This is a genomic window from Bradyrhizobium paxllaeri (assembly GCF_001693515.2).
Taxonomy (GTDB): Bacteria; Pseudomonadota; Alphaproteobacteria; order Rhizobiales; family Xanthobacteraceae; genus Bradyrhizobium; species Bradyrhizobium paxllaeri.
Window position 1 is genome coordinate 5,610,851 of record NZ_CP042968.1, and the last position, 24,850, is coordinate 5,635,700.

Below are 24,850 nucleotides of genomic sequence, written 5' to 3' on the forward strand. Positions count from 1 at the left end.
GATAGACCCGTTCTAAGCATTTTTCGACCAAAAGGAAGGTTTTGCTGGCCCGCCAGATGCGGCCGAATCCGGCTATTGCGGTCGCCCATCGGCGATTGAACCGTTCCGGGTCCATTTCAGACAAACCCGAGATTTCCGATCTACCTCGAGCAGACTTGCGATCGTAATGACCTCCGCGACCACATTGCCTGATGCAGCTTCCGTCCCGGCGCGCCCGCCGCGGCTGCTCGGGCTCTATCTGCTTCTGATCATCATGGCCGCGATCGAAGCGTTCGAGGGGCTGTCGCACGCGCCGATGCTGTTCGGCGACATGTCGGAGATTCCGGGGCCCGGCCTCGGCGGCGCAATCGTCAAGGCGTATGTCGCCTCTCATCCCCTGCTGGCGCTGGCCGCGCTGGCGTTTGCCACGGTCGGCCGGCTGCGTTACGCGGTCATCGCGCTGGGCGCGCTGGTGCTGATGAACTGGCTGAACTACATGCCCTCGGTGGTGCGGCACGGGCTCGATTTTGGCGGCCTCTCCGCCTTCCAGACCCCGGTCCAGATCATCGCGTTTCCGCTGATGGGCGCCTGCGCCATCGCGCTCGCCGCACGCCAGGAGCGGCTGGGGCTCGCCAGCCTGCTGGTCAGCATTCCCACGCTGTTCGACGTGCTCGCCGTGATCGCCTTCGGGATCAGCGTCTTCCTCTACGGTTTCTGACAAGCAAGTTGACTTCCGCGTGCGCTCCTTGCAGGAAATTCGCGCGCGAGCTTCAATGGTACAAGGGGGCATTCACAATGGCTTTGAGACCACAAATTCGACGACCGACCCTGCTCGCCGCAGCGCTGACGCTGGTCGCCGCGCTCAGTGCATCGCCGGCACGGGCCGACCGCTGCGAGGACACCGCCAAGGAGCTGAAGAACCAGATCGACGGCCTCAAGATCAGCATGAACACCGGCAACATGGTCTATCTGACCCATCCGGCCGCCAAGGAATTGTCGCTCGGCTGCCGCGGCCGCAACTATTCCATCGAGCTCTACGCCAAGACCGACCGCAAGCCGAAGCCCGAATTCTTCGCGCTCGTTGCGTCCGCCGGCGCCATCATCTTCACGATCCCGAAGCCCGACGTGATGACCGGCTCCTCGCGCTGCATCAAGCGCATGGGGCTTCTGCGGGGCGACAAGGTTTCCATGCGCTTTCGCCGGCTCAACATGGAATGCACGCGCACCAAGACCGAGGCCTCGATCGTGGTAACCCGCGGCAAGGACGAGTAGCCGCTCCCGATCGGTCGCATTCTAACGATTCCGCGAGCTGTCCGTTCACCATCGGACGGGATTGACGGGATCGGCGCGGGATTGCCCCGCCGGATTCACCAATCGTTCGTTTCAAACCGGCCAGTGTCGGAGGCAACCAAAAGGATGCTTCCGATGGATGTCTCTGCTGTCCCGGCAACGGTGGTGGTCAAAGCGCCTGAAGTCCCCGTGTTCAAGGCTCCCGACAAGACCCCGGACGTACAGAACGGCGCCGCCGCCGACGGCACCCGCACGCCGCAGCCGACGCTGGTCGCTCCCCTGCCGCCCGGACAGGGAACGCGGGTCGATCGGTTCGTTTGAACTCACAGCGCGCTGTCGTCGCCCGCCTAGTACGCAATTGCGCACTGGAGCGGGCAGTCCAGTCTTCCTGAGGCGTCAGCGATTCAGTCGATAGGCCGCGGCGTACTGCATACCCGCTTTTGCGGCATGACAGTCGCGCGAAAACGTGGTGCTTCCACCTCACCTCGGCGCCGCAAGTTTGCCTGAGAATCGCGCGATCATATTGACCGTGGGGCGAATGGAACCCGCGCATGATCACAAAGCTTCTGCTGCAGAACACCATCACTGTCGTCGTTCTCGGCGCGCTGCTGTTCGCCTCCGCAGGTTCGCTGCATTGGCCGGCAGCATGGGTGTTCCTGGTCGTAAGCGCGACCATTGGTCCCGCGTGCGGCCTGTGGCTTGCGAAAACCGATCCCGCCCTGCTCGCCGAGCGGATGCGGCCGACGTTTCAAGCGGACCAGCCGGCCGCCGACAAGAAATTCATGCTTGTCTTCGTCCTGGCGACGCTCATCTGGCTGGTCGCGATCGGACTGGACCGGCGCGCGCATGCATCCGATGTTCCGCTCGTGCTGCAGGTGGTGGGGCTTGCGATGTACCTGCTCTCGACCGCCTTCATCATGTGGGTGTTCCGTGCAAATTCCTTTGCCGCGCCCGTCGTGAAGGTGCAGGCCGCGCGCCAGCATCACGTCGTCTCGAGCGGCCCCTATGCCTTCGTCCGCCATCCCATGTACAGCGGCATCATGCTGTTCTTCGTCGGCGTCCCGCTATTGCTGGGATCATGGTGGGGCGTGGCGATCGCACCGGCATTCGCCGTGCTGTTCGCCATTCGCGCCCGCATCGAGGAGCGCGCTTTGGTCGAGGGGTTGCCCGGCTATGCTGACTATGCCGCGCGCGTGCGCTATCGTCTGGTGCCAGGCCTTTGGTGAGAGAAGGCTATGGTGAAAGAAGGCTTTGGCGAGAGACGGCTTTGGTGAGAGACCGGGAGGTGGACGCGGATGCCCGATAGCAAGACCTACACCGGCGGCTGCCATTGCGGCCAGGTGCGCTTCGAATGCACCAGTGACCTTGCGATGGTCACCGCCTGCAATTGCTCGATCTGCACCAAGAAGGGCCTGCACTTCACCTTCCTCGACCCAAAGAGCTTTCAGCTCCGCGCCGGCGAGGAAAACCTGAAGGAATATCTCTTCAACAAGCACGCCATCCACCACCAGCTCTGCGTCGATTGCGGCGTCGACGTCTTCGCGCGCGGCAAGAAGCCCGACGGCAGCGACGTGGTGGCGCTGAATGTGAGCTGCATCGACGGCATTGAACTGTCGAAGCTGGAGATGACGCCGGTGGATGGACGCAACATGTGAGACCACAGTCGTCATGGCCGGGCTTGTCCCGGCCATCCACGTCTTGGACGCGCCCTCAGCAAGTAAGACGTGGATGCCCGGGACAAGCCCGGGCATGACGGAGAGATAGAGGGACGATCAACGGGTCTCACCCATCCAGCGCCTTGTACCTCCTGAAAATCCCGTCCTCGTTGAACGCGATCCGTCGGTCGCTGGCCAGATAGGTCTTGATGTTCGGCCGCGCCGCGACACGGTCGCGCAGTTCGACGAGACCGGGAATCTTCCGCTCGAAAGCTTTCATCCGTTTCGGGAAAGCGTAGCGCAGCCCCTCGACGATCTGGAACAGCGACAGGTCGACGTAAGTGAGCCGGCGGCCGGTGACGTAGGTGCCTCCATTGGCCGCGAGCAGGTCCTCGAAGTAGCCGAGATATTTCGGCACCCGCTCCTTCCAGAACTCTTCGGTGCGTTTTTTCGCCGGCGCCCTCTGGTCCTCGTAGTACAGCGAGGGACCCAGCGGATGATGGGTGTCGTGAACTTCCAGCACCAGATCGGCGATCGTGAGCTGCAACTGATGCACCCACAATCTGCCGGCCTCCGCCTTCGGCGCCAGTCCGTGGCGCGATCCGAGATAGAGCAGGATGTTGGCGGTCTGCCCGATCACGAGCTTGCCGTCCTTGAGGAACGGCGGCGCGAAGGGCGGCGTTCCCTTCCCCGCGTCCATCATCCGCGTCATCGCGGCCATGCCGTTGCCGCGGCGCGCCACGTCGTCATAGCGGGCGCCGGCCTCTTCGAGCGCAAGGCGGACATATTCGCCGCGGCCCTGGATCATGGGCCAGTAATAGAGTTCGTAACGCATCGATGACGCCTCCGCAGCCGGTTTCACCGACATAACAAATCACTCCGCGGCTGGTTCGTCACGCCAAACGCACATCGGCCGGTCGCGCAGGTTCTCCACACCCCGAAACTGTCCGAACGCGCGCGAGGGTGTTAGGTTGCTTCCGTTTGAAGCGTCGATTTTCTCAACACGACAGGAGAATGCGGATGGCGGACAACAGGAAGAAGCGCGGCGGGGCCGATCGCGGGCTGATCGCGCTGAGCGAGCCTTACGAGGTCGCCTACTGGTCGAAGAAACTGAAGATCACGCCGGCCAAGCTGAAAGCCGCCGTCAAAAAAGCCGGGCACTCCGCCAGGAACGTGGAAGCCTATATTAAGCTGCAGAAGCACAAGGCCTCTGATAGGGCCCGTATCGCGGTGAGCCAGCCCTACGAAGTCAGCTACTGGTCGAAGAAGTTCAAGGTCACGCCCGCCAGATTGAAGGCCGCCGTCGCCGCGGTCGGGCATTCGTCGAAGGCGGTCGGCGCCCATCTCGCCAAGCGCAAGGCTGCGAAGAAAGCGAAGAAGAGCGCCAAGAAGGTTGCCGGGAAAACCGCAAAGAAGCGCGCAAAGAAAAAGGCCGCCTGACGGCGGCCCTTGGCATCAGGATTTGCATCGGCGCCGATCGCCGGGCGCGTCGTCGACCAGAGCGACGCGCCCATGCGAAACACCCTCGGGCGCAACCATCACCGTCTGCGGCACCATGACGGTGCGATACGCGATGACGCGGCCCGGAGAAACCAGTGGAAAAAGCTGCGGTAATCGCACGGGACAAATACCTGCCCCGCACCAGATGTGAACGGCCTTAATCGTCGTCATCGTGCCAGCGGCGCATCGTGCGATGGCCGTAGCGTTCGCGGACAATGCTTCGCATGTGTGGTCGTCCGCGATCAGCGTCGATGCGGACGTTGCGCCGCTGATAAATTGTCCGCCCGCGGCCATTGTCGGCCGTAATCGTATCGACACGCGTATGAACGCCGTTCGACGAGTTGGAGCTGGAATTCGACGACGTGTTGCCGGCCAACGCCACCGTCGTCGGCGCCAGGACGGTCAAAATTAACGCGACAAACAGGCGTTTCATGGCAAGTCCTCCTATCCGGATTAAAACTCGCCAGGCCCATCAGGAGTTCCGCGATCAGAAGGCAGACCAGGTCTCCGGCTTGCCGGAGAGGTGATCTGGCGAGCACAAAAAATGCCGCGCGTCAGTTCGCCGCGAAGCAATAGAACAGTCCGTCGCCGCCGGTGCTCTTGAGGTCGGCCTGCGAGCAGCCGCCGTCCGGCCCGCGCGAGGGGTGCGACGTGTTCCAGGATTTTGACGGCTCGTCGTCCCGAAGACCCTTGCGGTCGAAATGGCCGACCATCGCGGCGCCTTGCGTGCTGCTCGTCCAGTTCTTGCAGGTGCGGTCTTCGCCGGCCGCAAACGCAGTACCGTCCGCCTGCGATCCCGTCAGCACATCGTGGCGGTTCGGTGTGTCGCCAGCACCGCTGATCACCTCGCCTTTCTCGGACAGCGCGGTCTGCTTGTTGAGGTTGTTGTTGGCGCTGTGCAAATCCGCAACGTCCTTGGCGACCACGGAGCCCTTGGCATTCTTCCACGGCCCTTTGCCGATGCGATCGCGCGCATTGACGGCAGGCGCGCCGTCAGCGACTTGCGTCGACAGGTAGGCGCGCCAGGTCTTGCCGCCCGCGCCGGCGGCCTGCGCCAATGTCTGGCAATGATTGTCAGCGCCGGCGAGCCCGCCGAGATTGCCGCCATTGCCGATGCCATTGCTGGTCAGGAAGAAGCTGGTGTCGGCGGATTGCGCCTGCGCGGGCGCGCTTGCGAGAACCGATATAGCGGCAAGCGCAACCAATGTCGGCGAGATGATTCTGGCGAAGCTGTTCATCAAAGTCCTCCCTGTTTTTTAGTTTTGGACTTTGTCTTCAACCCATTACGGCAACCTTTATTCCGCTGCCGTGAACCGTGGAGGAAAGCAGGCCATCCCGCCAAAAGAAAAAGGCGCTGCGGAGCGAACCGCAGCGCCTTCGTCATGATGTACAGGCGATCAGCTGGTCTGCTGGATCGCCGAGAGTTCCCAATCGCTGCCGCGACGGCGGGCGAAAGTCCAGACCTCGGTGGCTTCGGTCGGGGTTTCGCTGCCCGCGACCAGACGGCCGGTGGTGCGCTCCAGGGTCTTGTCGACCAGCGAGAACCGCATCGCCACGCTGGCGTAGTCGGTTTCGCCTTCGCGCCAGGCTTCCGCGAGGTCGCCCTGCAGCAGCTTGACGTCGGACACCTTGTTGACGTCGTTGTTGGCCTTGTTCGCCTCGAGATCCTTCGAGAAGTAGGACACCATCTCGGGCGTCGCCAGCGTGTGCAGTTTGGCAACGTCTTCGTTCGACCACGCGGCCTGGATTTCGCCGAGCAGACGCTCGAAGGCTTCATAGTCAGCCGGCTGGATTTCCAGCGCCGGCTGGCTGGATCCCAGCCCGAAGCCGCCCAGTCCGGAACGGAAGCTGCTCTGAGCGCCGGGACCTTCGGCAGGCGCGCCGGGGGCCGGTCCGTTCGCGTAGGCGGAAGCCGGGGTATGGCGGCGCTGCCACCAGGACATTGCCAGCCGCACCACGATCACGATCAGGGCGACCTGCAGCAGGAGGCCGATGATCGACGACAAGCCGCCGAGGCCCGAGAACAACCCGCCGCCGAACAGCATGCCGAGCAGGCCGGCGCCAAGGAAGCCCGCGGCGAGACCGCCGAGCATGCCCATGCCGGGCCGGTTGAAGAAGCCGCCCTTGTTCGCCGCGCCGGCAGCCGCCGGTGCGCCCACTCCGGGCGTGCCCGGCTGGGTGAAGGTACGGTTCATGGGTTGCGCCGTGCCCGGCGCGGTGGTCGTGCTCGGCGGCGCTGAATAGGTCCTCGATCCGCGCGAACCCGAACTGCCACCGCCGCCAACACGGGCGTCAGCCGCCGAGATCGTGATCGCCAAGGGAACCGCCACCGATAGGACAATGGCAAAAGCCCTTACAATTCCGCGCGCAGTCTGCGTGAAATTCATATCTGTTTCCTCATTCCCCCCCATGGGGAAGTGCCCCTAAGATGGGCAGAGCGACCCAAAAGTGAAGCAAATATCGGGAACCGCAGCTGCGGCCCTCAGTCGCGGGGATGTGACGATTTGGCCGTGAACTCCGCATTCACCATGCAGAAGCAGGCTTTCGCCCGGTGTTCTAGGTAGCCGTCATCGTCTCCTTGACCTTCTCCACCAGCGCGCTCAGCGCGAACGGCTTTGGCAGGAAAGCGAACTGCTCGTTCTCCGGCAGGCTCTTGTCGAAAGCCTCTTCGGCGTAGCCGGAGACAAAGATGATCTTGAGGTTCGGGTTGCGCTTGCGCATTTCGCGCAACAGCGTCGGGCCGTCCATTTCCGGCATCACGACGTCGGAGACGACGAGATCGACGGCGCCGTCCTTTTCATCGAGCGCCTCCATTGCCTCGATGCCGTTGGAAGCCTCGATCACGCTGTAGCCGCGCGAACGAAGCCCGCGCGCGTTGAGCGAGCGCAGGCCGTCCTCGTCTTCCACCAGCAGGATGGTGCCCTGCCCGGTCAGGTCGGGCCGCGGCTTCGGCGGCTCGGCCGCGCCTTCCTTGGCCGCGCCATTGGTGGCCTGCGCTTCGGGCTGCGCTTCCAGCTCGGGCCGGTGGCGCGGCAGGAAGATGCGGAACGTGGTACCTTCGCCGGGCGTGGAGTCGACGTAAACGAAGCCGCCGGTCTGCTTGACGATACCGTAGACCGTCGAGAGGCCGAGCCCGGTACCCTTGCCGACTTCCTTGGTCGAGAAGAACGGCTCGAAGATCTTGTCGACGATCTCGGCGGGGATTCCGGTGCCGGTATCGGAGATGTCGATGCGTACATAGTCGGCGGCCGGCAACCCCTTGTAGGAGAGCTGCGCGGATTCATCCGCCGTGACGTTCGCGGTCTTCACCGTCAGCTTGCCGCCATCGGGCATCGCGTCGCGCGCGTTGACCGCGAGATTGACCACCACCTGCTCGAATTGCGAGACGTCGACCTTGACCGGCCAGAGGTCGCGGCCGTGCACGAGGTCGAGCTTGACCTTCTCCCCGATCAAGCGCCGCAGCAGCATCGTGAGATCGGAAAGCGCGTCGCCGAGGTCGAGCACCTGCGGCCGCAGCGTCTGGCGGCGCGAGAACGCGAGCAGTTGCCGCACCAGCGTCGCGGCGCGGGTCGCGTTCTGCTTGATCTGCATGATATCCTGGAACGAGGGATCGGTCGGCTTGTGCGCGTTCAGCAGGAAGTCGTTCGCCATCATGATGGCCGAGAGCACGTTGTTGAAATCGTGCGCGATGCCGCCGGCGAGCTGGCCGACCATGTCCATCTTCTGCGACTGGTTGATCTGGTTTTCCAGCGTGCGACGCTCGGTGGTCTCCAGGAGATAGACGATGGCGGCTTCGGTATCGCGCTCGTCCTCCTCAACCGCGGTGACGAAGAATTGGCCCCAGCGCTCCTTGGCGCCGTCGAGCATGGCCTCGACAGGCGCAATGTCGCCCTGCCCTTCGGCAGCCTGGTTGATGGCCGCGATCAGAAGGCCGCGATCGCGCGCATTCACGGTGCGGAAGATCGACTTGTTGGCCGCACCATCAGGGCTCAGGTTCTGCGCCAGCTTGGCGAAGCGAGCATTGGCGCGGACGACGGCGCCGCCGCGGTCCACCGTCGCGATCGCCATCGGCGTATGGTCGAAGAAGCGCATGAAGCGCACTTCGGCGGCGCGCTCGGGATCGGAATGTTCGTCGCGCGCACGGCTGATTACCAGCGTGCGCGACGACCCCGGCGAGCCGTTGGCGCCGAAGGCAAGCTTGTGATAGAGCCGCACCGGCATGGTCTTGCCGCCGCGCATGCGGAGGTCGATGTCGAACACCTCGGTTTTGACTTCGCCCGGCACCGCCACGATCGAGGTCAGCAGCGAAGCGCCGTCGCCGGAGACGATATCGGAGAGCTTCAGCCCGCCGGATCCAATCTCCGCAAGATCGTAATCCAGCCAGTTCGCCAGCGTGGCATTGACATAGATGACGTCGCCGGCCGGATTGACCGAGAAGAAGCCGCACGGCGCGTGGTCGAGATATTCGATCGCATGCTGCAATTCCCGGAACACGTCCTCCTGGCGCTCGCGGTCCCGCGTGATGTCGGCGATCGACCACACCGCATATTTGGCTTCGCGCTTGCTCTGGCCGAGCGGCCGCACCCGCATCCGCAGCCAGCGGCCCTGCGCACCGTCGGAGCCGGCGATGCGGACCTCCTCCTGCTGCCGCTTGCCTTCGCGGGCGGCCTTGAGCAGGCGGAATACGGCCTCCGAGACGTCAGGATTGCCGATGAAGACGCGCTCGACCGGGCGCACATCCTGCCGGCTGGCAGCTCCGGTCAGCGCCAGATAGGCGGCGTTGGAATAGACCACATGGCCCTTGGGGTCGGTCACCGCGAGCCCGTCATGGGCCTGATCGGCGATACGGCCCATGACGGGGTCGTCGGAGGCGCGGTCGGTAAAGCGGACAATACCGGCGGCAAAGGCGAACAGATTGAACAGGCCGACCATGGCGAGCAGCGCCAGCACGCCCAGGATATAGGGCTGGGCCTGGGCGCGGCCGATGGTCATCAGCGCGATCGCCACCCCGACGATGCCGGCGGCCACCAGCAGCACCAGCATGATGCTACCTCCCCGTCGCGCCGGTTCGTTGGCCGCGAAGGGCTCGGTGGGCGGACGGCGGCTGGCGGTTTCGGCGGTCATCTGAAGAGGCGCTGCCCTTCGGCAAAGAGGAGACGGGCGGATTCGCACGCCCCTCCTGAGTGCCTGAATCGGACCTGCAAGTGCAAGTCCATCAGGCGGTTATTTGACAGGTTGAAGGCATTTCAAGGCGTTTTTCCAGCGTTCCCATCACATTCTTCGGGCGCCGAGCCCGTTCTTGAGACGCATGACGTAGCCGATGATCTCCGCGACCGCATGATAGTGCTCGACCGGAATCTCCTCGTCGATGTCGACGGTGGCATGGAGCGCGCGCGCCAGCGGCACGTTCTCCACGATCGGAATGTCGTGTTTCTTGGCGATTTCCCGGATCTTGAACGCGACGTTGTCGACGCCCTTGGCGACGCAGACCGGCGCCGCCATACCGCGATCGTAGGACAGCGCCACCGAATAGTGGGTCGGATTGGTGATGACGACGCTGGCGTTGGGAACGGCGGCCATCATGCGCTTCTTCATGCGCTGCTGGCGCAACTGCCGGATCTTGCCCTTGATGTGGGGGTCGCCTTCGGACTGCTTGAACTCGTCCTTGATCTCCTGCAGCGACATCTTCTGGCGCTCGAACCACTGCCGGTACTGGAAGAAGTAATCGGCGATCGCGACCGCCGCCAGCATCGCCACCACCGCGCCCATCAACTGCAGCGTCAGGTTGGTCGTAACGCCAAGGATCGCCGAAGGATCGAACCGCAGGAACGACTCCAGACGATCGCGCTCGGGCCACAGCACCGCCATCATGACAGCGCCGAGCGCGATCAGCTTGAACAGGCCCTTGAGGAAATTCGCCAGCGCCTGCTTGCCGAAGATGCGCTTAAACCCGGCGCCCGGAGATACCTTGCTGAACTTCGGCTTGAGCGATTCCGACGACCACACCAGCCGGTGCTGGATCATGTTGCCGGCGATCGCGGCAAGCGCCAGCATCAACAGCGGCACGCCGATCGCGCCGAGCACGGCATAGCCCAGCGTGTTGCCGAGCGCGAGCAGCGCCGCGCCGTCGGTGCGAAGCTGGCCCGCATTGGCGATCAGGTTGCGCAGCGGCATCAGGATGCCGCCGCCGATCGACCCCGAGAACGTCGACAATACCAGCGTACCGCCCGCGATGATGAACCAGGTGTTGACCTCCTGGCTCTTGGCGACGTCGCCCTTCTCCAACGCATCGTCGAGACGTTTTTGCGTAGGGTCTTCTGTTTTGTCGTCGGAATCGTCGGCCATCGCGGCGCTCTAGTCTTTTGTTTGAGCACGATCTCCGCGCAAACGCGTTCCGCGTTTGTGGCAAGCGAAAACCGGCACCCACTTTTTTGGATCAAGCTCTATTTCAGCGGCGTCAGCTCGTGCATCACGCCGATGAAGTAGTTGAGATAGGTTCCCATCATCGCCGACAGGACGAGGCCGAAGATCAGGAATCCGATCATGATCGACAGCGGCACGCCGACGAAATAGACCTGCATCGCCGGCATCAGCCGCGCCAGCACGCCAAGACCGATATTGAAGACGAGCCCGAACACCAGGAACGGCGCGGAGAGCTGCATGCCGATCTTGAAGGCGGTGGCGAAGGCGCGCGTGGCAAGCGCCGCCACGTCGCCGCTCGGCATCAGCTCGCCCGGAGCGAAGATCCGGTAGCTCTCGTTCAGCGCCGCGATGACGAGGTGATGAGTGTCGGTGGCAAACAGCAGCGTCATGCCGAGAATGGAGAGGAAGTTGCCAATCAGCACGCCCTGCTGTCCCTGCGTCGGATCGACGGCGGTGACGAAGCCGAGGCCGAGCTGCTGGGCGATCACCGAGCCGGCCACGGCAAGCGCCGCCAGCGTCACGCGCGCGGTGGCGCCAAGCACGATGCCGATGGCGATCTCGTGCACCAGCAGCACCCCGAGCGCGCTCATCGAGGAGAGGTCGATCTGGTAGGCGGCGCGATGCAGCGGCAGGATGATCAGCGTCAGCAGCAGCGCGATCGCGAGCTTGATGCGCACCGGGATATTGCTCTCGCCGAACCCCGGCAACAGCATCACCATCGCGCCCACGCGGGCAAACACCAGCATGAAGGTGGCGGCAAGGGCGGGCAGCAGAGAGATGTCGACGCGCATTCATCGACAATGCATCAACCGCCTATGATTCGCGACGATATCCGCATCATGTGGCCGTGCATCGAGTCAGCCATGAACGGCAAAGCCAGTAGTAATGTCAGGAAGATCGCAAGGATCTTCGGCACAAAGATCAGGGTCTGTTCCTGAATCTGGGTCAGCGCCTGGAACAGCGACACCACGACGCCGACCACGAGCCCAATCACCATTAAGGGCGCTGATACCACCACGATGGTCCAGATCGCATCGCGCGCCACGTCGAGGGTTTCGGCACCGGTCATTGCTGCTCTCTCTTTCAGTTGGACCGTCATTCCGGGATGGTGCGTAAGCACCAGACCCGGAATGACGAGATTCCGGGTTCGCTTCGCGCCCCGGAATGACAGCATCAGTCAGATCGGCATCTTCATGATGTCTTCATACGACTGGATCACGCGGTCGCGCACCGACACCAGCGTCGAGACCGCGACATCGGTTTCCGCCACCGCCGTTACCACGTCCATGACGTTGGCCTTGCCGGAGGTCATCGCCATCGCCTGCGAGTCGGATTTCTTGCCGGCCTCCAGCACGCTTCCGACGGCATCCTTGAGCAGCGCGCTGAAGGATGGACCGCCGGTGGACTGGTTGCCCTTCTCGGCGCCGCCGGTCTCCACGATGCGCGAAAGCGCGGCGTAGGCATTTGCTGCAACGGTTGGTGAAGCCATTTTCTATGGTTCCTGTTCAGGCCTTGAGGATGTCGAGCGTGCGTTGAATCATGCGGCGCGTGGCGCTGATGATGTTGAGATTGGCCTCATAGGACCGCTGCGCCTCGCGCATGTCGGTCATTTCGACCAGCGGATTGACGTTCGGATATTTGACGTGGCCGGCCGCATCCGCCGCCGGATTGCTCGGCTCGTGCTTGACGCGAAACGCCGACTGGTCGGTCCTGACCTTGCCGAGCGTCACCACCCTTGCGTCCAGCGAGCGATCGAGCGCGGACGAAAAGGTCGGCACCTTGCGGCGATAGGGATCGCCGCCGGCCGTCGGCGACGTCGAGTCCGCATTGGCGATGTTTTCCGAGATCACCCGCATCCGTCCCGCCTGCGCGCGCAGGCCGGAGGTCGCGATGCTCATCGAGCGGGCGAAATCGCTTGCCTCATCTGCCATGATCCGGTTCTCCTAATCGGGCTGCGTCAGCGTTTGCCGATGGCGGTCTTGAGCAGGCCGAGGCTGCGAGTGTAGAGCGACGTGGCGGCCGCATAGTCCATCTGGTTGGCCGAGACCTTCAGCATCTGATCTTCGAGGTTGACCGAATTGCCGGCAGGCTTGGTCAGAAAGCCGCTCTTGCCGCCGTCCCCCCTGAAACTCTGTCCGCCGCCGGAGACGCTCATATGCGTGGCGCTGGTGCGCATCATGGCGAGCGAACCCATCGCGCCGCCGACATTGGCGCCCTTGCTGTCGAACTTCGGTTCGACCAGGTCGCTCGGCCTGAAATTCGGGGTATTGGCGTTGGAGACGTTTTCGGCGAGCACGCGCTGGCGCTCCTGGTGCCATTGCATCTTGGTGCGCAGCGCCGACAGGATCGGAAGATCGTTGATGGCCATCGAGCTGTTCCCCGTTAACCTCTGGCAGCCGCCGCGAGGTAGGCAGAATTTGCCCGGTGTATAGTTAACGGCTGGTTAAAATCGCCCGCGGAGAGCTCGGACAGCGGCGAATGCCCGGCTGTAGTGACGAAACGAGCGCATTTTCGCCACGAAAACTGCGTTAACCAGCAGCCACCAACACGACTTGGGGCGCTCAGAAGTCGTTTTGGCTCAAGCGATTCTTGGTCTATTAATTAACCGGACGGCGGCGCTCGCCGTGGGGAATTAAGGAATAAGGCTGATCTCGGGCGTGATTCGCCGGCTGCGGATCGCTTCGGGGCATGGTCAGGATGGCGGGAAATCGTGTTCCCGGGGAACATGCTCGGACGGGAAGACCGAAGACCGCACTCGTCGAAGCCAGCATCAGAGAACGGCTCGTGGCCGGGGACTAAAGCATGCAGACACTGACATTCCTCTTCGCATTCATCGCCGTTCTGGCGCTGATCGGCGTGGCCGCATGGCTGGTTCGTCGTTTCGCCAACAACCGCCTCGGCGCCAACACCCAGCGCGGGCGGATGCCGCGGCTCGCCGTGATCGACGCCGCCGCCGTGGATGGCCGCCGGCGCCTGGTGCTGGTACGGCGCGATAATGTCGAGCATCTCCTGATGATCGGCGGTCCCAGCGACATCGTGGTCGAGCCCAACATCGTGCGCGCGATGCCCAACCGCGAGCAGATGGCGCCGCGTCCCGCGGTCGCCGAGCAGCCGCCGCGAATTGCACCGCTGCCCGATGCGGCCTGGAGTGAAGAGCCGGCAAGGTCAGACGTGCGATCGACCGACGGCTTCGATCATCCCACCGAACCGCAGATACCAGAGCCGCCGCCGCGCCCTGCGCGTCCCTCCTTCGCCGAAGAACTCCGCCGGCCCGCGCCGCCGCCGATGCCGGAGCGTCGCGTCGATCCATTGACGGGCTTTGCGCCGGAACCGATCAGCGGCCGGCCCGAATCCGGTCCGCCGCGCCTGACCCGTCCCGAACCGCTGATGCCCCGACCGCAGCGTGAGTTGGCCAAGGCACCTCCAGTACGTGAGGCACCGTCAGTACGCGAGGCACCGCCGGCCCGCGACCCAGCGTCAGTCCGCGAGGCACCGATAGCCCGCGAAGCACCGCCTATCCGTGAGGTACCGCCCGTCCGCGAGGCGCCTACCCGAGCACCGGAACGCGCTGCCGCGCCGCCGCCGCCTCCTGCCCCGCCGCCTCCCGCGCCATCGAGCGCCGACCAGAATCTCGCCGAGATGGCGCAGCGGCTGGAAGCCGCCCTGCGCCGGCCGGCCGAACCTGTGGCACCGCCGGTTGCGCCGGAAACGCCGCCGGCAGGCCCCCGCAACGCTCGCAGCGAGCCTCCCGCCCCCACACCTCCTGCGCCCGCGCCGCAGAAGAGCGGCTTCGAAAATCTCGAAGACGAGATGGCGTCCCTGCTAGGCCGGCCGAAGAACCCTTCGTGAGGCCGGCGACTTCTCCGCGTAGAGTTTTATTTTTCCTAATCCTGACCGCCGCCGGATCGCTCGCCGATCCGGCACTGGCTCAGGATATCAGCATCAATCTCGGCCAGGGCGGCGGCGGCGTCACCGAGCGCGCGATCCAGTTGATCGCGCTGTTAACGGTGCTGTCGATCGCGCCATCGATCCTGATCATGATGACGTCGTTCACGCGGATCGTCGTCGTCCTGTCGCTGCTGCGCACGGCGCTCGGCACTGCGACCGCCCCACCCAACTCCGTGATCATTGCGCTCGCAATGTTCCTGACTGCGTTCGTGATGGGCCCCGTCCTGCAGAGGTCCTATGACGACGGCATCAAGCCGCTGGTCGCCAACCAGATCGGTGTCGAGGAAGCGCTGCAAAAGGCCTCGGTGCCGCTGCGCGGCTTCATGCAGAAGAATGTCCGCGAAAAGGATCTGAAGCTGTTCGTGGACCTCTCCGGCGAGCCGCCGCCGGCAACGCCAGAAGACCTGTCGCTGCGGATTCTGGTCCCGGCCTTCATGATCTCCGAACTGAAGCGCGCCTTCGAGATCGGCTTCCTGCTGTTCCTCCCCTTCCTGATCATCGATCTCGTGGTTGCATCCGTCCTGATGTCGATGGGTATGATGATGCTGCCACCGGTCGTCGTGTCTTTGCCGTTTAAGTTAATCTTTTTCGTGCTGGTGGACGGCTGGACGCTGGTCGCAGGCAGCCTTGTACAGAGCTACGGCGCTACTTGACGGGCGAATTCCGTCGGTCTCACAACCGAATAGGTCAACATTCGTTACGTATTTGCAGCGGAGTTTCCCAGCGAATTTAAGGTGAGATTAGTTCCTTCGTGCACAATGGGCCAGGGAACAGACATACAAAAGCATTACCGGACCATACTATGGCAGGCCAGCCTATCGGCGAGATGGACGTCGAATACGCCACGACGATTGCTGATCGGGCTATTCGGTTGATGTCGCAGCAGTCCGTCCCTGCCACCCCCTCCAATTTCGCCGTCTGGTTCGAGTATTCGCTCGGCAGCTCGCTGGCGCTGCGAAAGACCATCGACATCCTGATCGCGGGCAAGCGCAAGTTCGACGCGGCGACCAACCACGAGCTCTATATTACCTATGTGGCGCCGCAGGCCGCAGCCGACCCGCTGGGTGACCTGCCCGAGCAGTTGAGCGGCCTGATCGCCACCGCCCAGCAATTCCTCAACACCGCCGTCACCGACAACCAGACCCATATCAAGGCGCTCGGCGAGGTGTCTTCCGAAGCCGCGGCCAGCAGCGATCCCCGGACGATCATTTCGAAGCTGGTTGATGAATTGTCAAAGGCGACGGCGCGCGCCGCTACGCTGGAGGCGAACTTCGCCGCCACCTCCGAGGAGCTCGACAGCATCCGCGACTCCCTGAAGGCGGCCGAGCAGCGCTCCAACACCGATGCGTTGACCGGGTTGGCCAACCGGCACTCGATGGATGAATTCCTCCGCCTCGCCCAGATCGCGGCGATGGAAAAGGACGAGGCGCTCAGCGTCTTCCTGATCGACATCGATCACTTCAAGAAATTCAACGACGATTACGGCCATCAGGTCGGTGATCAGGTGCTTCGGCTGGTGGCCAAGGTGCTGCAGGAAGGCGTTCGCGAAGTCGATCTGGCAGCCCGCTACGGCGGCGAGGAATTGATCGCGGTGCTGCCGGGGGCCGATCTCGAGGCTTGTACGTCTGTCGCCGAGCGCATTCGCCGCCGAATTGCCGAAGCGAAGCTGACCCGCCGCGCAACCGGCAAGGAAATCGGCAGCATCACGGTTTCGATCGGGGTGTCGCAATTCCGCCTCGCCGAATCGGCGGAAGCCATGATCGAGCGCTGCGACCGCGGGCTGTATCAAGCCAAGCGGCTCGGCCGCAACCGCACGGTGACGGAAACCGAACTCGAGCCCGAGGCTGGCGCGGCCTAGCAGTTCGATCGCCTGCGAAGAAAAGCCGCAATGCCTCCCGCTGCGGAACTAATGCCGCAATCCCGGCTTATCGTAGACACCCTACAGCCGGGAGTGTTTTCATGAAAATCGCAGGGATGATTATGGCTGCCACCGCGGCCCTCAGCATCGTCGGTACGGCGGCTCTTGCCCAGCAGCAGCAGCAGCGGACCGGAATGGTGACGAGAATAGATCGGATCAGCGGCACGATCACTATCAGGGATATGCCTGATGGCACCACCGGCGCGAATGCCGGCGCCGCGAGCGAAGAATTCAAGATCCAGGATGGCGCGCGGCTAAACGTGCTGCACGCCGGCGACAGGGTCACTTTCGCCGTGAGCGATACGGCGGGCACCAAGACCATCACCAAGATCGACAAGGCGGACGCCGTCACGAAGATCGACAAGAAGTGAGGCAATCCCGAAGCGACGTCCCGCTTCGTGATGTGTCGCTTCGATTGGAGAACAGCGAGGCCCGGAGTGCCCTCGGGGAGTCCGGGCCTTGTAACTAGCGCAGCGACGTGCGTTCGAGCGAAGCGCGGATTTCGGCAACCGTCTCGTCGCAATATTCGTTCAATTTCTGGAAGTGTTGCTGCAGCGCCCGCAGATTTCCGGCGCGTTTGGCCGGCCCTTCCCGATCAATATTGAATCTGTCGGCCGGCGATGGGCGGGACGCCGCAGCGTCCACGGCGGAAAGCGCCGATCGTATCGGCGTGTCGTGACCTTTGTGGGAAGACATGTCTGCACGCCTCACAAATTGAAGTCCGGCCGGATTCGGACCGGCGGAATTTTCCGTGTGGTCGCGCTGGTGCTCCGATCTTGCTCCCTGCAGTGTGTTGTTTGGATGCCCGGTGCGGGTCGATTTGATGGCAAAAGATGGACGCCCCGCCGCGAACGTGCCGCCATCCTCGTATTCTTACGGACTCCGATTTCCACGATTAAGATGCAATCAGAAGCCAGATTCATTGAAGCGTTTATTTGTTGCTCAGCGATTCGTTCATATGTCCGTACCGCATTCAGAAAACGGTTTGCCGCCGCGCTGCGAAGCTTGCGGGATAGGCACGGTTCGGATCGGAAAGCTGCCCAAGATCGGACTGCGCCCGCTCGTGTACGTATACAAGTGCGATTCCTGCAACCAGATCACCTCGGTCGAGCCGGAGCGGAAGGAAGAAGCCCTTCGCAGCCGCTCGGGCTCGATGCGGCGGCCGCGGCGCTAGAGCGTTTTCCAGCGAAGTGGAAACCGGTTCGCGTCAAGAAAACGCGTCAACTCAAGAATCTAGAGCCCCGTTCTGATTCAACCGGAACGGAAGAGGTTCTGGCCAAGATAGACAGCCCGCAAAAACGCGGCTTCCCCACACGCTGGACCGGGTTTCTTCCCGGCCATGCCGCATGTAAAGCTTCGGCCACACTCCGCGTAAAGAAGAGGCAGGGGCATGTCCGAGGGTTTCATTGACGAACTGTACAACGCGCTCGGCAGGGGCGCGGTGCTGTCAGGCGCCGACATCGATGCGCGCTATCATCACGACGTCGCCGGCAATCCGGTTCCAAAACCGCGCGCGGTGGTCCGTCCGAGAACGACGGAAGATGTTTCCGTGTTGCTGCGGCTCTGTCATCGCGAAGGCGTGCCCGTGACGACGCAGGGCGGCATGACCGGGCTGGTGCGCGGCGCGCTGCCGAATGCGGACGAGATCGTGCTGTCGATGGAGCGCATGAACAGCGTCGAAGAGGTCGATGCCTCTGCCGGCGTCGCCATCGCGCAGGCCGGCACGCCGCTGCAAAAGCTGCAGGAGAGGGTCGAGCAGGATGGGTTGATGTTTCCGCTCGATCTCGGCGCGCGCGGCAGTTGCACGATCGGCGGCAACATCTCGACCAATGCCGGCGGCAACCGCGTCATCCGCTACGGCATGACGCGTGATTTGATCCTCGGCCTCGAAGTCGTCACCGCCGACGGCACCGTGCTCAGGGGCCTGCGCAAATACATCAAGAACAACACCGGCATCGACTTAAAGCAGCTTTTCATCGGCAGCGAAGGCATCCTCGGCGTGGTGACGCGCGCCGCGCTGCGCGTCTTTCCGGCTCCGGCGGAGCGGCAGGTGGCGCTGTGCGCCCTGCCCTCGTTCGGACAGGTCATGGCATTCCTGAAGCTGGCGCGCAAATCGCTCGGCGGCGATCTGACCGCGTTCGAGGCGATGTGGAATGCCTACTACCGCCAGACCGTCGAGCGCGTGAAGGGGGTGGTTGGCCCACTGCCGACCCATCATCCCTTCTATGTGCTGCTGGAGGCCTCCGGAAGCGACGCTGAACGCATTCGGGACGGCCTCGAGAAAATGCTGGAGACGGCGTTGAACGATAATTTGATCCTCGACGCCACGCTTTCAACCTCGAACGCGTCCGTGGCTGCGATCTGGCGCATCCGCGATTCCAGCGTCGAGCTGGGCCGCAGCTTTCCATTCGCGGCAAGGATGGGATTCGATGTCAGTGTGGCCATCGACAGGATGGAGGAATATGCGGATACACTCGATGCACGGGTCAAAGCGATCGATCCGCACGCTTTCACCATCGTGATGGGACACGTCGGCGACGGCAATTTGCATCCCAGCGTGTATCACGAACATACGCCTGACAAGCACGATGAGTTCGAGAAGCTGGTCTACGACCTCACGGGCGAATTCGGCGGCTCGATCTCTGCCGAACACGGTATCGGCATTTCGAGGCGGCCCTACCTGAAAATGAGTCGCACTGAAGAGGAAATCGAAACCATGCGCGCCCTCAAGCGCGCGCTCGATCCGAAGAACATTCTCAACCCGGGACGAATCTTTACGGTGTGAACGCGCTTTTGGCGTTGAAGTGAACGTTCGCGACGCCCCCCTCACTCCCTGAAATCATACTGCTTGCAGAGGTGGTCGCCGATCTGAACCAGCATGGCGACGCATTCGGGATAGCCGGGCCTGGCGATCGTGGCCTCGTCGGCCTTGGCGCGGAATTCCCAGCTATTGCCGTCGCGGATCACGGAGATCTCAATGCCGTCGGGACAATCGACATGGACCTTCAACTCGGCTCGCGCCATCGCAATGAGTTCGGCTTCGGTTTTGGCGGGCTTGCTCATCGTGAAGGCGTCCTCCGGCGGGTTGCTTGCCCGCAGGGTGACGCTTTGGCGCGCATCTGTCGAGGGGTGACGCGAGGAGACGATAGGACACACGGACGCAGTTGCTGCCTTGCGGCCGTTCTCGCATCCAACAAAAGCCTGGCGCGTTATTGCGCCGCGCTCGCCGGCCGCGCTTCGGCGAGGACCCGCAGCGAAGCGGCCTGATCCAGGGCGGACTCCGAGCCGGTCGCGATCGGGTCCGTCAGCGGCATTTTCTGAACGTGCTTGGTGAATATCCTGACGACCTGTCCCCTCACGCACGGTCCTTTGTCGAAAAGATCGGATGCTAGCCCCTCGACGGCGTCGCGCAGCGACAGGAACTGCGCCTGTCTTGCCATGCTCTCGGTCCCCTTGACGCCACCGAGGATGTCCATCGCAGCATCACTGATCTGGCACTCGACCGTATCCGCGTCGTGCAACATGGTGAACCTGAACGCCAGGCGTTCGTTGTCGTGCCCTATAATTCGGTCCCGGGTCAGTGGCATCGGACGGCCAGTTCTGGACGGCTAGCTGGAGACGATTGCAGAAAAGCGCCGGAGCGGCGCTGACGTCTTCCCTAATGCGTCAACTGGTCAAAAATTGGCCGAACCTGCGGCCAAATCCGCTACTTCGACTGCTTCGTCAGATCGATCCGCCTCACCCCGGCGATCGCCGGCAAGACGCCGGTGTGGACGGGCTCATTCCTGGACATTTCCGGCGTCAGCGGCGCGCGGGCGGTGGCGTCCGGGAAGCGGGTCTTCATTTCGCGGATGAAACCGTCGAGCGTATCGACGCTGGCGGCCATCTTGGCGATTAGCGAGAATTCGGCGCTGTTGGAGGTGGCCGGCTTGCTCGCGGTATCGAACGCGGATTTGTCGGCCTCGCCGGTCATCAGGGGCGCGTATTTCTCGCGGAAACGGGCCAGGCCGATCGCGTCCTCAGCCAGCGCATAGCCGACCACGGCACGGACGATGTCGCTCTTCTCGGCGGCGTTCAGCGGCCTGAAATCGCGCCAGCGGTCGGCGTAGTACAGTTCGATCTGTTCGGAAGCTTCCCGCCACTGCCGCGACGCCCAATAGATGTCCGAGCGCAGGCGGATCGCTTCGCGTCCCGTGATGTTGGAGATGATGTCGAGCGCGAGGTCGTGGCGGCCGACGTCGCTCTGGGCGCGAGCCTCGAGAAGCAGGCGCTGCTGCCGCAATTCGCCTGAGAGATCGGAGATCCGCGTCAGGCGTAACGCCGTGATCGCCCGATCGGGCTTGCGGTTCATCAGGTAGACCATGGCAAGGCGCGCCGCCACCTGCGCCCGCGCGGCTCCCTCCAGGCGCTTGTCGACCTGGTACTGCAGCAGTTCCGCGGCCTGGTCGAGCAGATCGATGGAGGCGAGCCGGTCCGCCAGCCGCCGGATCATTTCGTCGCCGCGCCGGCCGATCGGCGTCAATTCGCGATACTCATAGAACATCGCGAGCGCATCGACCGGCTTCATGTCGTCGCCCTTCTGACCGAGATAGATTTCGGTGAAGAGCGCGGACGCAACATCCTGGCTCTGCCGCGACATTTCGGAGTTGGGCTGCAGCTTGGTTGCGGTCTTGGCGGCGGCGAGCGCCTCGCCATAGCGTCCGTTTTCCGAGTAGAGCTGCGTCAGCTTGTTCAACGCCTTCAACTCGATCGCGTCGCCGCGCCAGATGACCGACAATATTTCCAGCTCGCGCGTCAACTCGGCCTCGCCGAGTTCGCCGCGCCGGTGCCGCAGCAGGGCCTGCAGCAGCCTCGCTTCCGCCGACGCCTGCCGGTCGCTGGACTGTGCCGCAAACCGGTAGGCGTCGAGCGCGTCCTTGTCGTGCCCCAGCGCCTCCGCAAGCCGCCCGCGCAGCACCGCGATCTCGGGCTTCATCTCGGTGGGAATGCCGATCACCTCGAGCTCGCTGCGCCGCCGCGAGGCGCCGCCATAATCCTTCACCTCGAGCGAAGCCCGCATCGCGTCCGCGGTGACGATGCGCTGCAGCTCCAGCGGCAGTGCGGCAATCGAGAATTCGGCGTTCTTGAACTTCTCGCGCGCGTCGGCCCATTTTTCCTGGCGGGCAAACGCGAACCCTTTCCACAATTGGGAATCGTAACCGTTGCCGATCGCCGGACTGGCAAGATCCTTGAGCGCGCGCTCGGGATGGCCGATCAGGATGCTGGCCACCGCATGCACCATCATCACGGTGGCATCTTCATTGCCCTGATTGGTGTCGGAGAGGATGAGGTTGGTCACCCCTCTCGCTTCCTGATACATGCCGCGCGACATGTAGAAATTGGCAAGCTCGAGCCGGGCTTGCGCCTTTTGCTCAGGTCCCGCGGCGGCAGCCGCCTTGATCAGCGCATCCAGCCGCGGCAGGAATTTCTCTTCCCGGTTCTTGCGCCATTCAGCGGCGTCGAACAGCGGCCTCACTGCCGCGGTGGCGCGTTCGGCCGCGACGTCGGCGGACGACAGCGTCAATCCGCCGGGCCGGCCGAGCATCACCTTGTCGGCGCCGACCTCGGCGCTGATATCGTCGGAGTTCGGGTGCACCACCACGCCATGCACGGATTCCAGGAGCGACAATTCGACGAAATCCTGCCGCTTGATCAGGCCGCGGGTCGGCGGCGGCGCGGTTACGACCAGCAGCGTATCGCCGGCATCGGGATCGACCAGCCGATGCATCGCCCCGGGATTGGCCAGCGGCACCGTGACGCTGGCGAGCGCGGGATCGGTGATGTTGCGCAGCACCGTCAGCGGCAGCGGCGGAGTCTGGCCGCGATCGGCGAAGATCAGCGTCCACTCGGCGCCGTTGGCGCGGCCTTCGCTTTCGAGCGAAGGAATCTGCGGCCGGTTGAGCCGGATACGGATCGCCTGCCCCTTGTCCAGCGACAGCCGAACCACATCGCCGATGATGGCGCCGCCCTTGGCGCGGATCGGTTCGATATCGACCGGCTTGGTCTGGTCGAACACCAGCCACACCGTATCGGCACGGCGGAACAGCGCAGCCGGGGTCGGCGCGGCAAAGGAGAACGTCACGCGCAGGCCGTCGCTGTCGCGCCTCGCCTCGACGGTGGGGGTCTTGTCCTTGGCGCCGCTTTCCGGCGGCGGACCGGACGCCGCTGCTCCAGCCTTCATCGGCGGCTCCGCAGCAGGTGGCGCCTGCTTGGGCGCGACGGGTTTCGGCGCTTCCGCGGCGGCGGCCTGCACCTGCTCGGGCGGCGCTACTTTCGCAGCTTCGACCGGAGGCAGCGGCTTTTCCGGAGCGGCGGCCGTCTTCTCGGGCGCGGGAATGGCGTTGGCAGGCGGCGCCTCGACGGCAGCCATTGCCGCCTCCGCCGGGGGCGGCGCGTCGCTTACATGCGCGGGCTTGATCTCGATTTTGGCCTGTTCGGCAATCATCTCCGACGTAGCAGGCGGAATCTCCGCCGGCTGCTGCGGCGGCGCTTCCTTCAGCGCCTTGTCGCGTGACATCCGCGCGGCAGGCCCGGGCTTGGCCGGCGGCACGACCGGCTTCGCCGCAGCGGGCGGCTCCGCCGAGGCGGCCTTTTCCGGCTGCTGGAAGCCGACATCGATCACATAGTTCTTTTCCTCGCGGAAGGAATGCACATCGACCTCGCCGATCAGCACGATGTCGACTGCGGAAGAATCGACATCGGCCCGCTGATTGATCGAGGCGATGTTCGGCGGCGCCGCCACCTTCGCATCTGCCAGATCGAAATTGAGCACGCTGTTGAACTGCAGCGTCAGCTTCTGCTCGTTCAGCACCGACGAGACGTTGACGCCATCCGGCATCTCGAACACGAAGCGGACGAAGGTCGGCTGCACCGAGGCGCGGACACGCACCGGCGGCCTCTTCTTCGCGGCGTTGATCGCCATCTGCGCGCGCAACGCGCGCTCGGCAGCCCGCGCCCGCTCCGCCAGTTCGCGCACGACCGCTGAAGGAAGCGGCGGCGGCGGACCGGTCCAGCCATCGGGCAGGAAGTCGACGAAAATCCGTTCCCCCGCCGTCATCGTATTGACGGTCGCCCGCCGCGCCAGCGACAGCCGGATCGCCGTGCCGTCGGGATCGCGCCGCGCCGAGCCGACATAATCGGGCACGGCGTCCGACAATTTGTCGACGGGAATGTCCACCGGGCGCTTGAAGCGGATGATGATGATCGAACCGGCGGTCGAAACGTCGGATTCGACGTCTTCCGCCAGCCTCAACACCAGCCGGGCGAAGCCACCTGCGGAGGTAAACGTCGCCTCCCCCCGGACGGGATCGTCGGCTTGGCAGGCTTGCGAGAACGTCAGACCGGCGAATAACAAAGCAACAGCAAGGGGCTGGCCGAGAAAATTAAGGCAACGCTGCGCCGCCCGCGCCAATGCGCGGTCCGGCGATCCAGTTTCAGCGGCAGCCCTTCGCCCCATCCAGAAGATCTCGTACCTCAGTGAATTCAGCGGCGAAGCGCTCTCGCCCGCAGGTTTGAATCTTGGATTGGCCGGCTTAAGGCTTTGTTAACGTCAACTTATTGATTTCGTTGAAGGGGCGGTCGGGAGCCGGGTTGAGCCCTTCCCAGGTCCCCAGTAAGCGCCACACGCCTCGGGGCTGCGGCTATCGCCATGGCGCCGTCCCGCGCCTTGATCTGGATCATTAATCTTACGACGGATGGAACTAACATCAGCCATCCCGTCTTAGGGAAACAATGGACCCGGGATGCGGGGCCGGCAAAGTCAACCAACGCTTCCCGAGTCGCCAAACCTGCCTCAGGCAGTCAATTCGGAGTGCGTGAAATGGCAACCCAGATCGTGATGGATCGTACTGGCGACACCCGGCATACATTCGACATCCATGATCGCGCGGAAGTCGAAAAGGCCGAGCGGCGGTTCAGGGATTTGACCGGCGCAGGCTTTACGGCAGCGGTACGATCGGGGCCCGGCGAACAACGGGTTATCCGCTCCTTCGATCCGACAGCGGAGGAAACGCTGTTTTATCCGCGTCTCGTTGGCGGCTGACGGCCGTGACCCAGCAGATCGCGCTTGCGGTATGCTCGTTCGTCCTCGCGTTGCTCG

The 24,850-nt window shown here is 63.6% G+C and carries 27 protein-coding genes; 12 read left to right on the forward strand and 15 right to left on the reverse strand.

The genetic code is table 11. From position 1 onward, the window contains the following. Positions 1-166 precede the first annotated feature (166 nt). The 5 genes from LMTR21_RS26760 to LMTR21_RS26780 all read left to right on the forward strand — a co-directional run bounded on the left by LMTR21_RS26760 (position 167) and on the right by LMTR21_RS26780 (position 2,924). The gene (locus tag LMTR21_RS26760) at positions 167-697 is read left to right on the forward strand and encodes a hypothetical protein (protein ID WP_065754831.1); all 531 of its coding nucleotides are present in this window, start codon (positions 167-169) and stop codon (positions 695-697) included. A gap of 77 nt (positions 698-774) precedes the next feature. Continuing rightward, positions 775-1,251, forward strand: coding sequence for a hypothetical protein (locus LMTR21_RS26765; protein WP_065754832.1), 477 nt, complete (start codon positions 775-777; stop codon positions 1,249-1,251). Between the two features lie 153 nt (positions 1,252-1,404). After that, positions 1,405-1,590 carry a hypothetical protein gene (locus LMTR21_RS26770; RefSeq protein WP_141688463.1) on the forward strand — a complete coding sequence of 62 codons (186 nt, stop codon included), beginning with the start codon at positions 1,405-1,407 and terminating at the stop codon, positions 1,588-1,590. A 230-nt stretch (positions 1,591-1,820) separates the two neighbouring features. After that, the gene (locus LMTR21_RS26775) at positions 1,821-2,495 is read left to right on the forward strand and encodes a methyltransferase family protein (protein WP_065754833.1); all 675 of its coding nucleotides are present in this window, start codon (positions 1,821-1,823) and stop codon (positions 2,493-2,495) included. A 69-nt stretch (positions 2,496-2,564) separates the two neighbouring features. Beyond that, positions 2,565-2,924, forward strand: coding sequence for a GFA family protein (locus tag LMTR21_RS26780; protein WP_065754834.1), 360 nt, complete (start codon positions 2,565-2,567; stop codon positions 2,922-2,924). Between the two features lie 127 nt (positions 2,925-3,051). Here LMTR21_RS26780 and LMTR21_RS26785 read toward each other — a convergent pair whose 3' ends face one another. Further along, entirely contained in the window at positions 3,052-3,759 is a 708-nt protein-coding gene (locus tag LMTR21_RS26785) for a glutathione S-transferase (protein WP_065754848.1), read from the reverse strand. Positions 3,760-3,944: 185 nt separating this feature from the next. Here LMTR21_RS26785 and LMTR21_RS26790 point away from each other — a divergent pair, with 185 nt between their 5' ends. Further along, positions 3,945-4,364, forward strand: coding sequence for a DUF3606 domain-containing protein (locus tag LMTR21_RS26790; protein WP_065754835.1), 420 nt, complete (start codon positions 3,945-3,947; stop codon positions 4,362-4,364). Positions 4,365-4,581: 217 nt separating this feature from the next. On the opposite strand, the gene LMTR21_RS26800 is transcribed toward LMTR21_RS26790, so the two are convergent. The 10 genes from LMTR21_RS26800 to flgB all read right to left on the reverse strand — a co-directional run bounded on the left by LMTR21_RS26800 (position 4,582) and on the right by flgB (position 13,215). After that, entirely contained in the window at positions 4,582-4,857 is a 276-nt protein-coding gene (locus tag LMTR21_RS26800; protein ID WP_065754836.1) for a hypothetical protein, read from the reverse strand. Between the two features lie 121 nt (positions 4,858-4,978). Further along, the gene (locus tag LMTR21_RS26805) at positions 4,979-5,662 is read right to left on the reverse strand and encodes a lectin (protein WP_065754837.1); all 684 of its coding nucleotides are present in this window, start codon (positions 5,660-5,662) and stop codon (positions 4,979-4,981) included. Positions 5,663-5,821: 159 nt separating this feature from the next. After that, complete coding sequence (locus tag LMTR21_RS26810; RefSeq protein WP_246174273.1) at positions 5,822-6,811, reverse strand: Tim44 domain-containing protein; 990 nt, start codon at positions 6,809-6,811, stop codon at positions 5,822-5,824. A 169-nt stretch (positions 6,812-6,980) separates the two neighbouring features. After that, positions 6,981-9,548: a cell cycle histidine kinase CckA gene (gene cckA / locus LMTR21_RS26815; protein WP_084030815.1), complete on the reverse strand. Its 2,568-nt coding sequence runs from the start codon at positions 9,546-9,548 to the stop codon at positions 6,981-6,983. 147 nt (positions 9,549-9,695) lie between these two features. Next, a complete protein-coding gene (gene flhB, locus LMTR21_RS26820; RefSeq protein ID WP_065754839.1) occupies positions 9,696-10,769 on the reverse strand; it encodes a flagellar biosynthesis protein FlhB in 1,074 nt (357 codons plus the stop codon). A gap of 98 nt (positions 10,770-10,867) precedes the next feature. Continuing rightward, positions 10,868-11,638, reverse strand: coding sequence for a flagellar biosynthetic protein FliR (fliR, locus tag LMTR21_RS26825; protein ID WP_065754840.1), 771 nt, complete (start codon positions 11,636-11,638; stop codon positions 10,868-10,870). Between the two features lie 14 nt (positions 11,639-11,652). After that, positions 11,653-11,916: a flagellar biosynthesis protein FliQ gene (gene fliQ / locus LMTR21_RS26830; protein WP_065754850.1), complete on the reverse strand. Its 264-nt coding sequence runs from the start codon at positions 11,914-11,916 to the stop codon at positions 11,653-11,655. Positions 11,917-12,024: 108 nt separating this feature from the next. Next, positions 12,025-12,336 carry a flagellar hook-basal body complex protein FliE gene (gene fliE, locus LMTR21_RS26835; protein WP_065754841.1) on the reverse strand — a complete coding sequence of 104 codons (312 nt, stop codon included), beginning with the start codon at positions 12,334-12,336 and terminating at the stop codon, positions 12,025-12,027. Positions 12,337-12,352: 16 nt separating this feature from the next. Continuing rightward, on the reverse strand, positions 12,353-12,778 hold the full coding sequence (gene flgC / locus LMTR21_RS26840) for a flagellar basal body rod protein FlgC (protein WP_065754842.1): 426 nt from the start codon (positions 12,776-12,778) through the stop codon (positions 12,353-12,355). 26 nt (positions 12,779-12,804) lie between these two features. Next, positions 12,805-13,215, reverse strand: coding sequence for a flagellar basal body rod protein FlgB (gene flgB, locus LMTR21_RS26845; RefSeq protein ID WP_065754843.1), 411 nt, complete (start codon positions 13,213-13,215; stop codon positions 12,805-12,807). 434 nt (positions 13,216-13,649) lie between these two features. Here flgB and LMTR21_RS26850 point away from each other — a divergent pair, with 434 nt between their 5' ends. The 4 genes from LMTR21_RS26850 (at position 13,650) to LMTR21_RS26865 (ending at position 17,084) form a co-directional block, all read left to right on the forward strand. Continuing rightward, a complete protein-coding gene (locus LMTR21_RS26850; protein WP_148636015.1) occupies positions 13,650-14,696 on the forward strand; it encodes a flagellar biosynthetic protein FliO in 1,047 nt (348 codons plus the stop codon). Further along, on the forward strand, positions 14,693-15,448 hold the full coding sequence (fliP, locus tag LMTR21_RS26855; RefSeq protein ID WP_057840389.1) for a flagellar type III secretion system pore protein FliP: 756 nt from the start codon (positions 14,693-14,695) through the stop codon (positions 15,446-15,448). Before LMTR21_RS26850 ends, fliP begins: the two co-directional genes overlap by 4 nt. A gap of 221 nt (positions 15,449-15,669) precedes the next feature. Then, on the forward strand, positions 15,670-16,653 hold the full coding sequence (locus LMTR21_RS26860) for a GGDEF domain-containing protein (protein ID WP_065752628.1): 984 nt from the start codon (positions 15,670-15,672) through the stop codon (positions 16,651-16,653). Between the two features lie 101 nt (positions 16,654-16,754). After that, positions 16,755-17,084, forward strand: a complete 330-nt coding sequence (locus LMTR21_RS26865; RefSeq protein WP_065752538.1) for a copper-binding protein — start codon at positions 16,755-16,757, stop codon at positions 17,082-17,084. Between the two features lie 94 nt (positions 17,085-17,178). Here the strand turns inward: LMTR21_RS26865 and LMTR21_RS26870 are convergent, their stop codons facing one another. Beyond that, the gene (locus LMTR21_RS26870) at positions 17,179-17,409 is read right to left on the reverse strand and encodes a hypothetical protein (protein ID WP_065752539.1); all 231 of its coding nucleotides are present in this window, start codon (positions 17,407-17,409) and stop codon (positions 17,179-17,181) included. A 694-nt stretch (positions 17,410-18,103) separates the two neighbouring features. Here LMTR21_RS26870 and LMTR21_RS26875 point away from each other — a divergent pair. Then, on the forward strand, positions 18,104-19,498 hold the full coding sequence (locus LMTR21_RS26875) for an FAD-binding oxidoreductase (protein ID WP_065752541.1): 1,395 nt from the start codon (positions 18,104-18,106) through the stop codon (positions 19,496-19,498). Between the two features lie 41 nt (positions 19,499-19,539). Here LMTR21_RS26875 and LMTR21_RS26880 read toward each other — a convergent pair whose 3' ends face one another. The 3 genes from LMTR21_RS26880 to LMTR21_RS26890 form a co-directional block, all read right to left on the reverse strand. After that, positions 19,540-19,776, reverse strand: coding sequence for a hypothetical protein (locus tag LMTR21_RS26880; RefSeq protein WP_065752542.1), 237 nt, complete (start codon positions 19,774-19,776; stop codon positions 19,540-19,542). A gap of 146 nt (positions 19,777-19,922) precedes the next feature. Then, positions 19,923-20,237: a hypothetical protein gene (locus tag LMTR21_RS26885; RefSeq protein ID WP_246174276.1), complete on the reverse strand. Its 315-nt coding sequence runs from the start codon at positions 20,235-20,237 to the stop codon at positions 19,923-19,925. A gap of 182 nt (positions 20,238-20,419) precedes the next feature. After that, positions 20,420-24,208 carry a hypothetical protein gene (locus LMTR21_RS26890; protein ID WP_065752543.1) on the reverse strand — a complete coding sequence of 1,263 codons (3,789 nt, stop codon included), beginning with the start codon at positions 24,206-24,208 and terminating at the stop codon, positions 20,420-20,422. A gap of 363 nt (positions 24,209-24,571) precedes the next feature. Between LMTR21_RS26890 and LMTR21_RS26895 the strand changes: the two genes are divergently transcribed. Next, a complete protein-coding gene (locus LMTR21_RS26895; RefSeq protein ID WP_057840383.1) occupies positions 24,572-24,793 on the forward strand; it encodes a hypothetical protein in 222 nt (73 codons plus the stop codon). Positions 24,794-24,850 lie beyond the last annotated feature (57 nt).

Coding starts and splice junctions, on each gene's coding strand:
- LMTR21_RS26760 (WP_065754831.1), top strand. CDS start 167: ATGACCTCCGCGACCACATTGCCTGATGCAGCTTCCGTCCCGGCGCGC.
- LMTR21_RS26765 (WP_065754832.1), top strand. CDS start 775: ATGGCTTTGAGACCACAAATTCGACGACCGACCCTGCTCGCCGCAGCG.
- LMTR21_RS26770 (WP_141688463.1), top strand. CDS start 1,405: ATGGATGTCTCTGCTGTCCCGGCAACGGTGGTGGTCAAAGCGCCTGAA.
- LMTR21_RS26775 (WP_065754833.1), top strand. CDS start 1,821: ATGATCACAAAGCTTCTGCTGCAGAACACCATCACTGTCGTCGTTCTC.
- LMTR21_RS26780 (WP_065754834.1), top strand. CDS start 2,565: ATGCCCGATAGCAAGACCTACACCGGCGGCTGCCATTGCGGCCAGGTG.
- LMTR21_RS26785 (WP_065754848.1), bottom strand. CDS start 3,759: ATGCGTTACGAACTCTATTACTGGCCCATGATCCAGGGCCGCGGCGAA.
- LMTR21_RS26790 (WP_065754835.1), top strand. CDS start 3,945: ATGGCGGACAACAGGAAGAAGCGCGGCGGGGCCGATCGCGGGCTGATC.
- LMTR21_RS26800 (WP_065754836.1), bottom strand. CDS start 4,857: ATGAAACGCCTGTTTGTCGCGTTAATTTTGACCGTCCTGGCGCCGACG.
- LMTR21_RS26805 (WP_065754837.1), bottom strand. CDS start 5,662: ATGAACAGCTTCGCCAGAATCATCTCGCCGACATTGGTTGCGCTTGCC.
- LMTR21_RS26810 (WP_246174273.1), bottom strand. CDS start 6,811: ATGAATTTCACGCAGACTGCGCGCGGAATTGTAAGGGCTTTTGCCATT.
- cckA (WP_084030815.1), bottom strand. CDS start 9,548: ATGACCGCCGAAACCGCCAGCCGCCGTCCGCCCACCGAGCCCTTCGCG.
- flhB (WP_065754839.1), bottom strand. CDS start 10,769: ATGGCCGACGATTCCGACGACAAAACAGAAGACCCTACGCAAAAACGT.
- fliR (WP_065754840.1), bottom strand. CDS start 11,638: ATGCGCGTCGACATCTCTCTGCTGCCCGCCCTTGCCGCCACCTTCATG.
- fliQ (WP_065754850.1), bottom strand. CDS start 11,916: ATGACCGGTGCCGAAACCCTCGACGTGGCGCGCGATGCGATCTGGACC.
- fliE (WP_065754841.1), bottom strand. CDS start 12,336: ATGGCTTCACCAACCGTTGCAGCAAATGCCTACGCCGCGCTTTCGCGC.
- flgC (WP_065754842.1), bottom strand. CDS start 12,778: ATGGCAGATGAGGCAAGCGATTTCGCCCGCTCGATGAGCATCGCGACC.
- flgB (WP_065754843.1), bottom strand. CDS start 13,215: ATGGCCATCAACGATCTTCCGATCCTGTCGGCGCTGCGCACCAAGATG.
- LMTR21_RS26850 (WP_148636015.1), top strand. CDS start 13,650: ATGCAGACACTGACATTCCTCTTCGCATTCATCGCCGTTCTGGCGCTG.
- LMTR21_RS26860 (WP_065752628.1), top strand. CDS start 15,670: ATGTCGCAGCAGTCCGTCCCTGCCACCCCCTCCAATTTCGCCGTCTGG.
- LMTR21_RS26865 (WP_065752538.1), top strand. CDS start 16,755: ATGAAAATCGCAGGGATGATTATGGCTGCCACCGCGGCCCTCAGCATC.
- LMTR21_RS26870 (WP_065752539.1), bottom strand. CDS start 17,409: ATGTCTTCCCACAAAGGTCACGACACGCCGATACGATCGGCGCTTTCC.
- LMTR21_RS26875 (WP_065752541.1), top strand. CDS start 18,104: ATGTCCGAGGGTTTCATTGACGAACTGTACAACGCGCTCGGCAGGGGC.
- LMTR21_RS26880 (WP_065752542.1), bottom strand. CDS start 19,776: ATGAGCAAGCCCGCCAAAACCGAAGCCGAACTCATTGCGATGGCGCGA.
- LMTR21_RS26885 (WP_246174276.1), bottom strand. CDS start 20,237: ATGTTGCACGACGCGGATACGGTCGAGTGCCAGATCAGTGATGCTGCG.
- LMTR21_RS26890 (WP_065752543.1), bottom strand. CDS start 24,208: ATGGGGCGAAGGGCTGCCGCTGAAACTGGATCGCCGGACCGCGCATTG.
- LMTR21_RS26895 (WP_057840383.1), top strand. CDS start 24,572: ATGGCAACCCAGATCGTGATGGATCGTACTGGCGACACCCGGCATACA.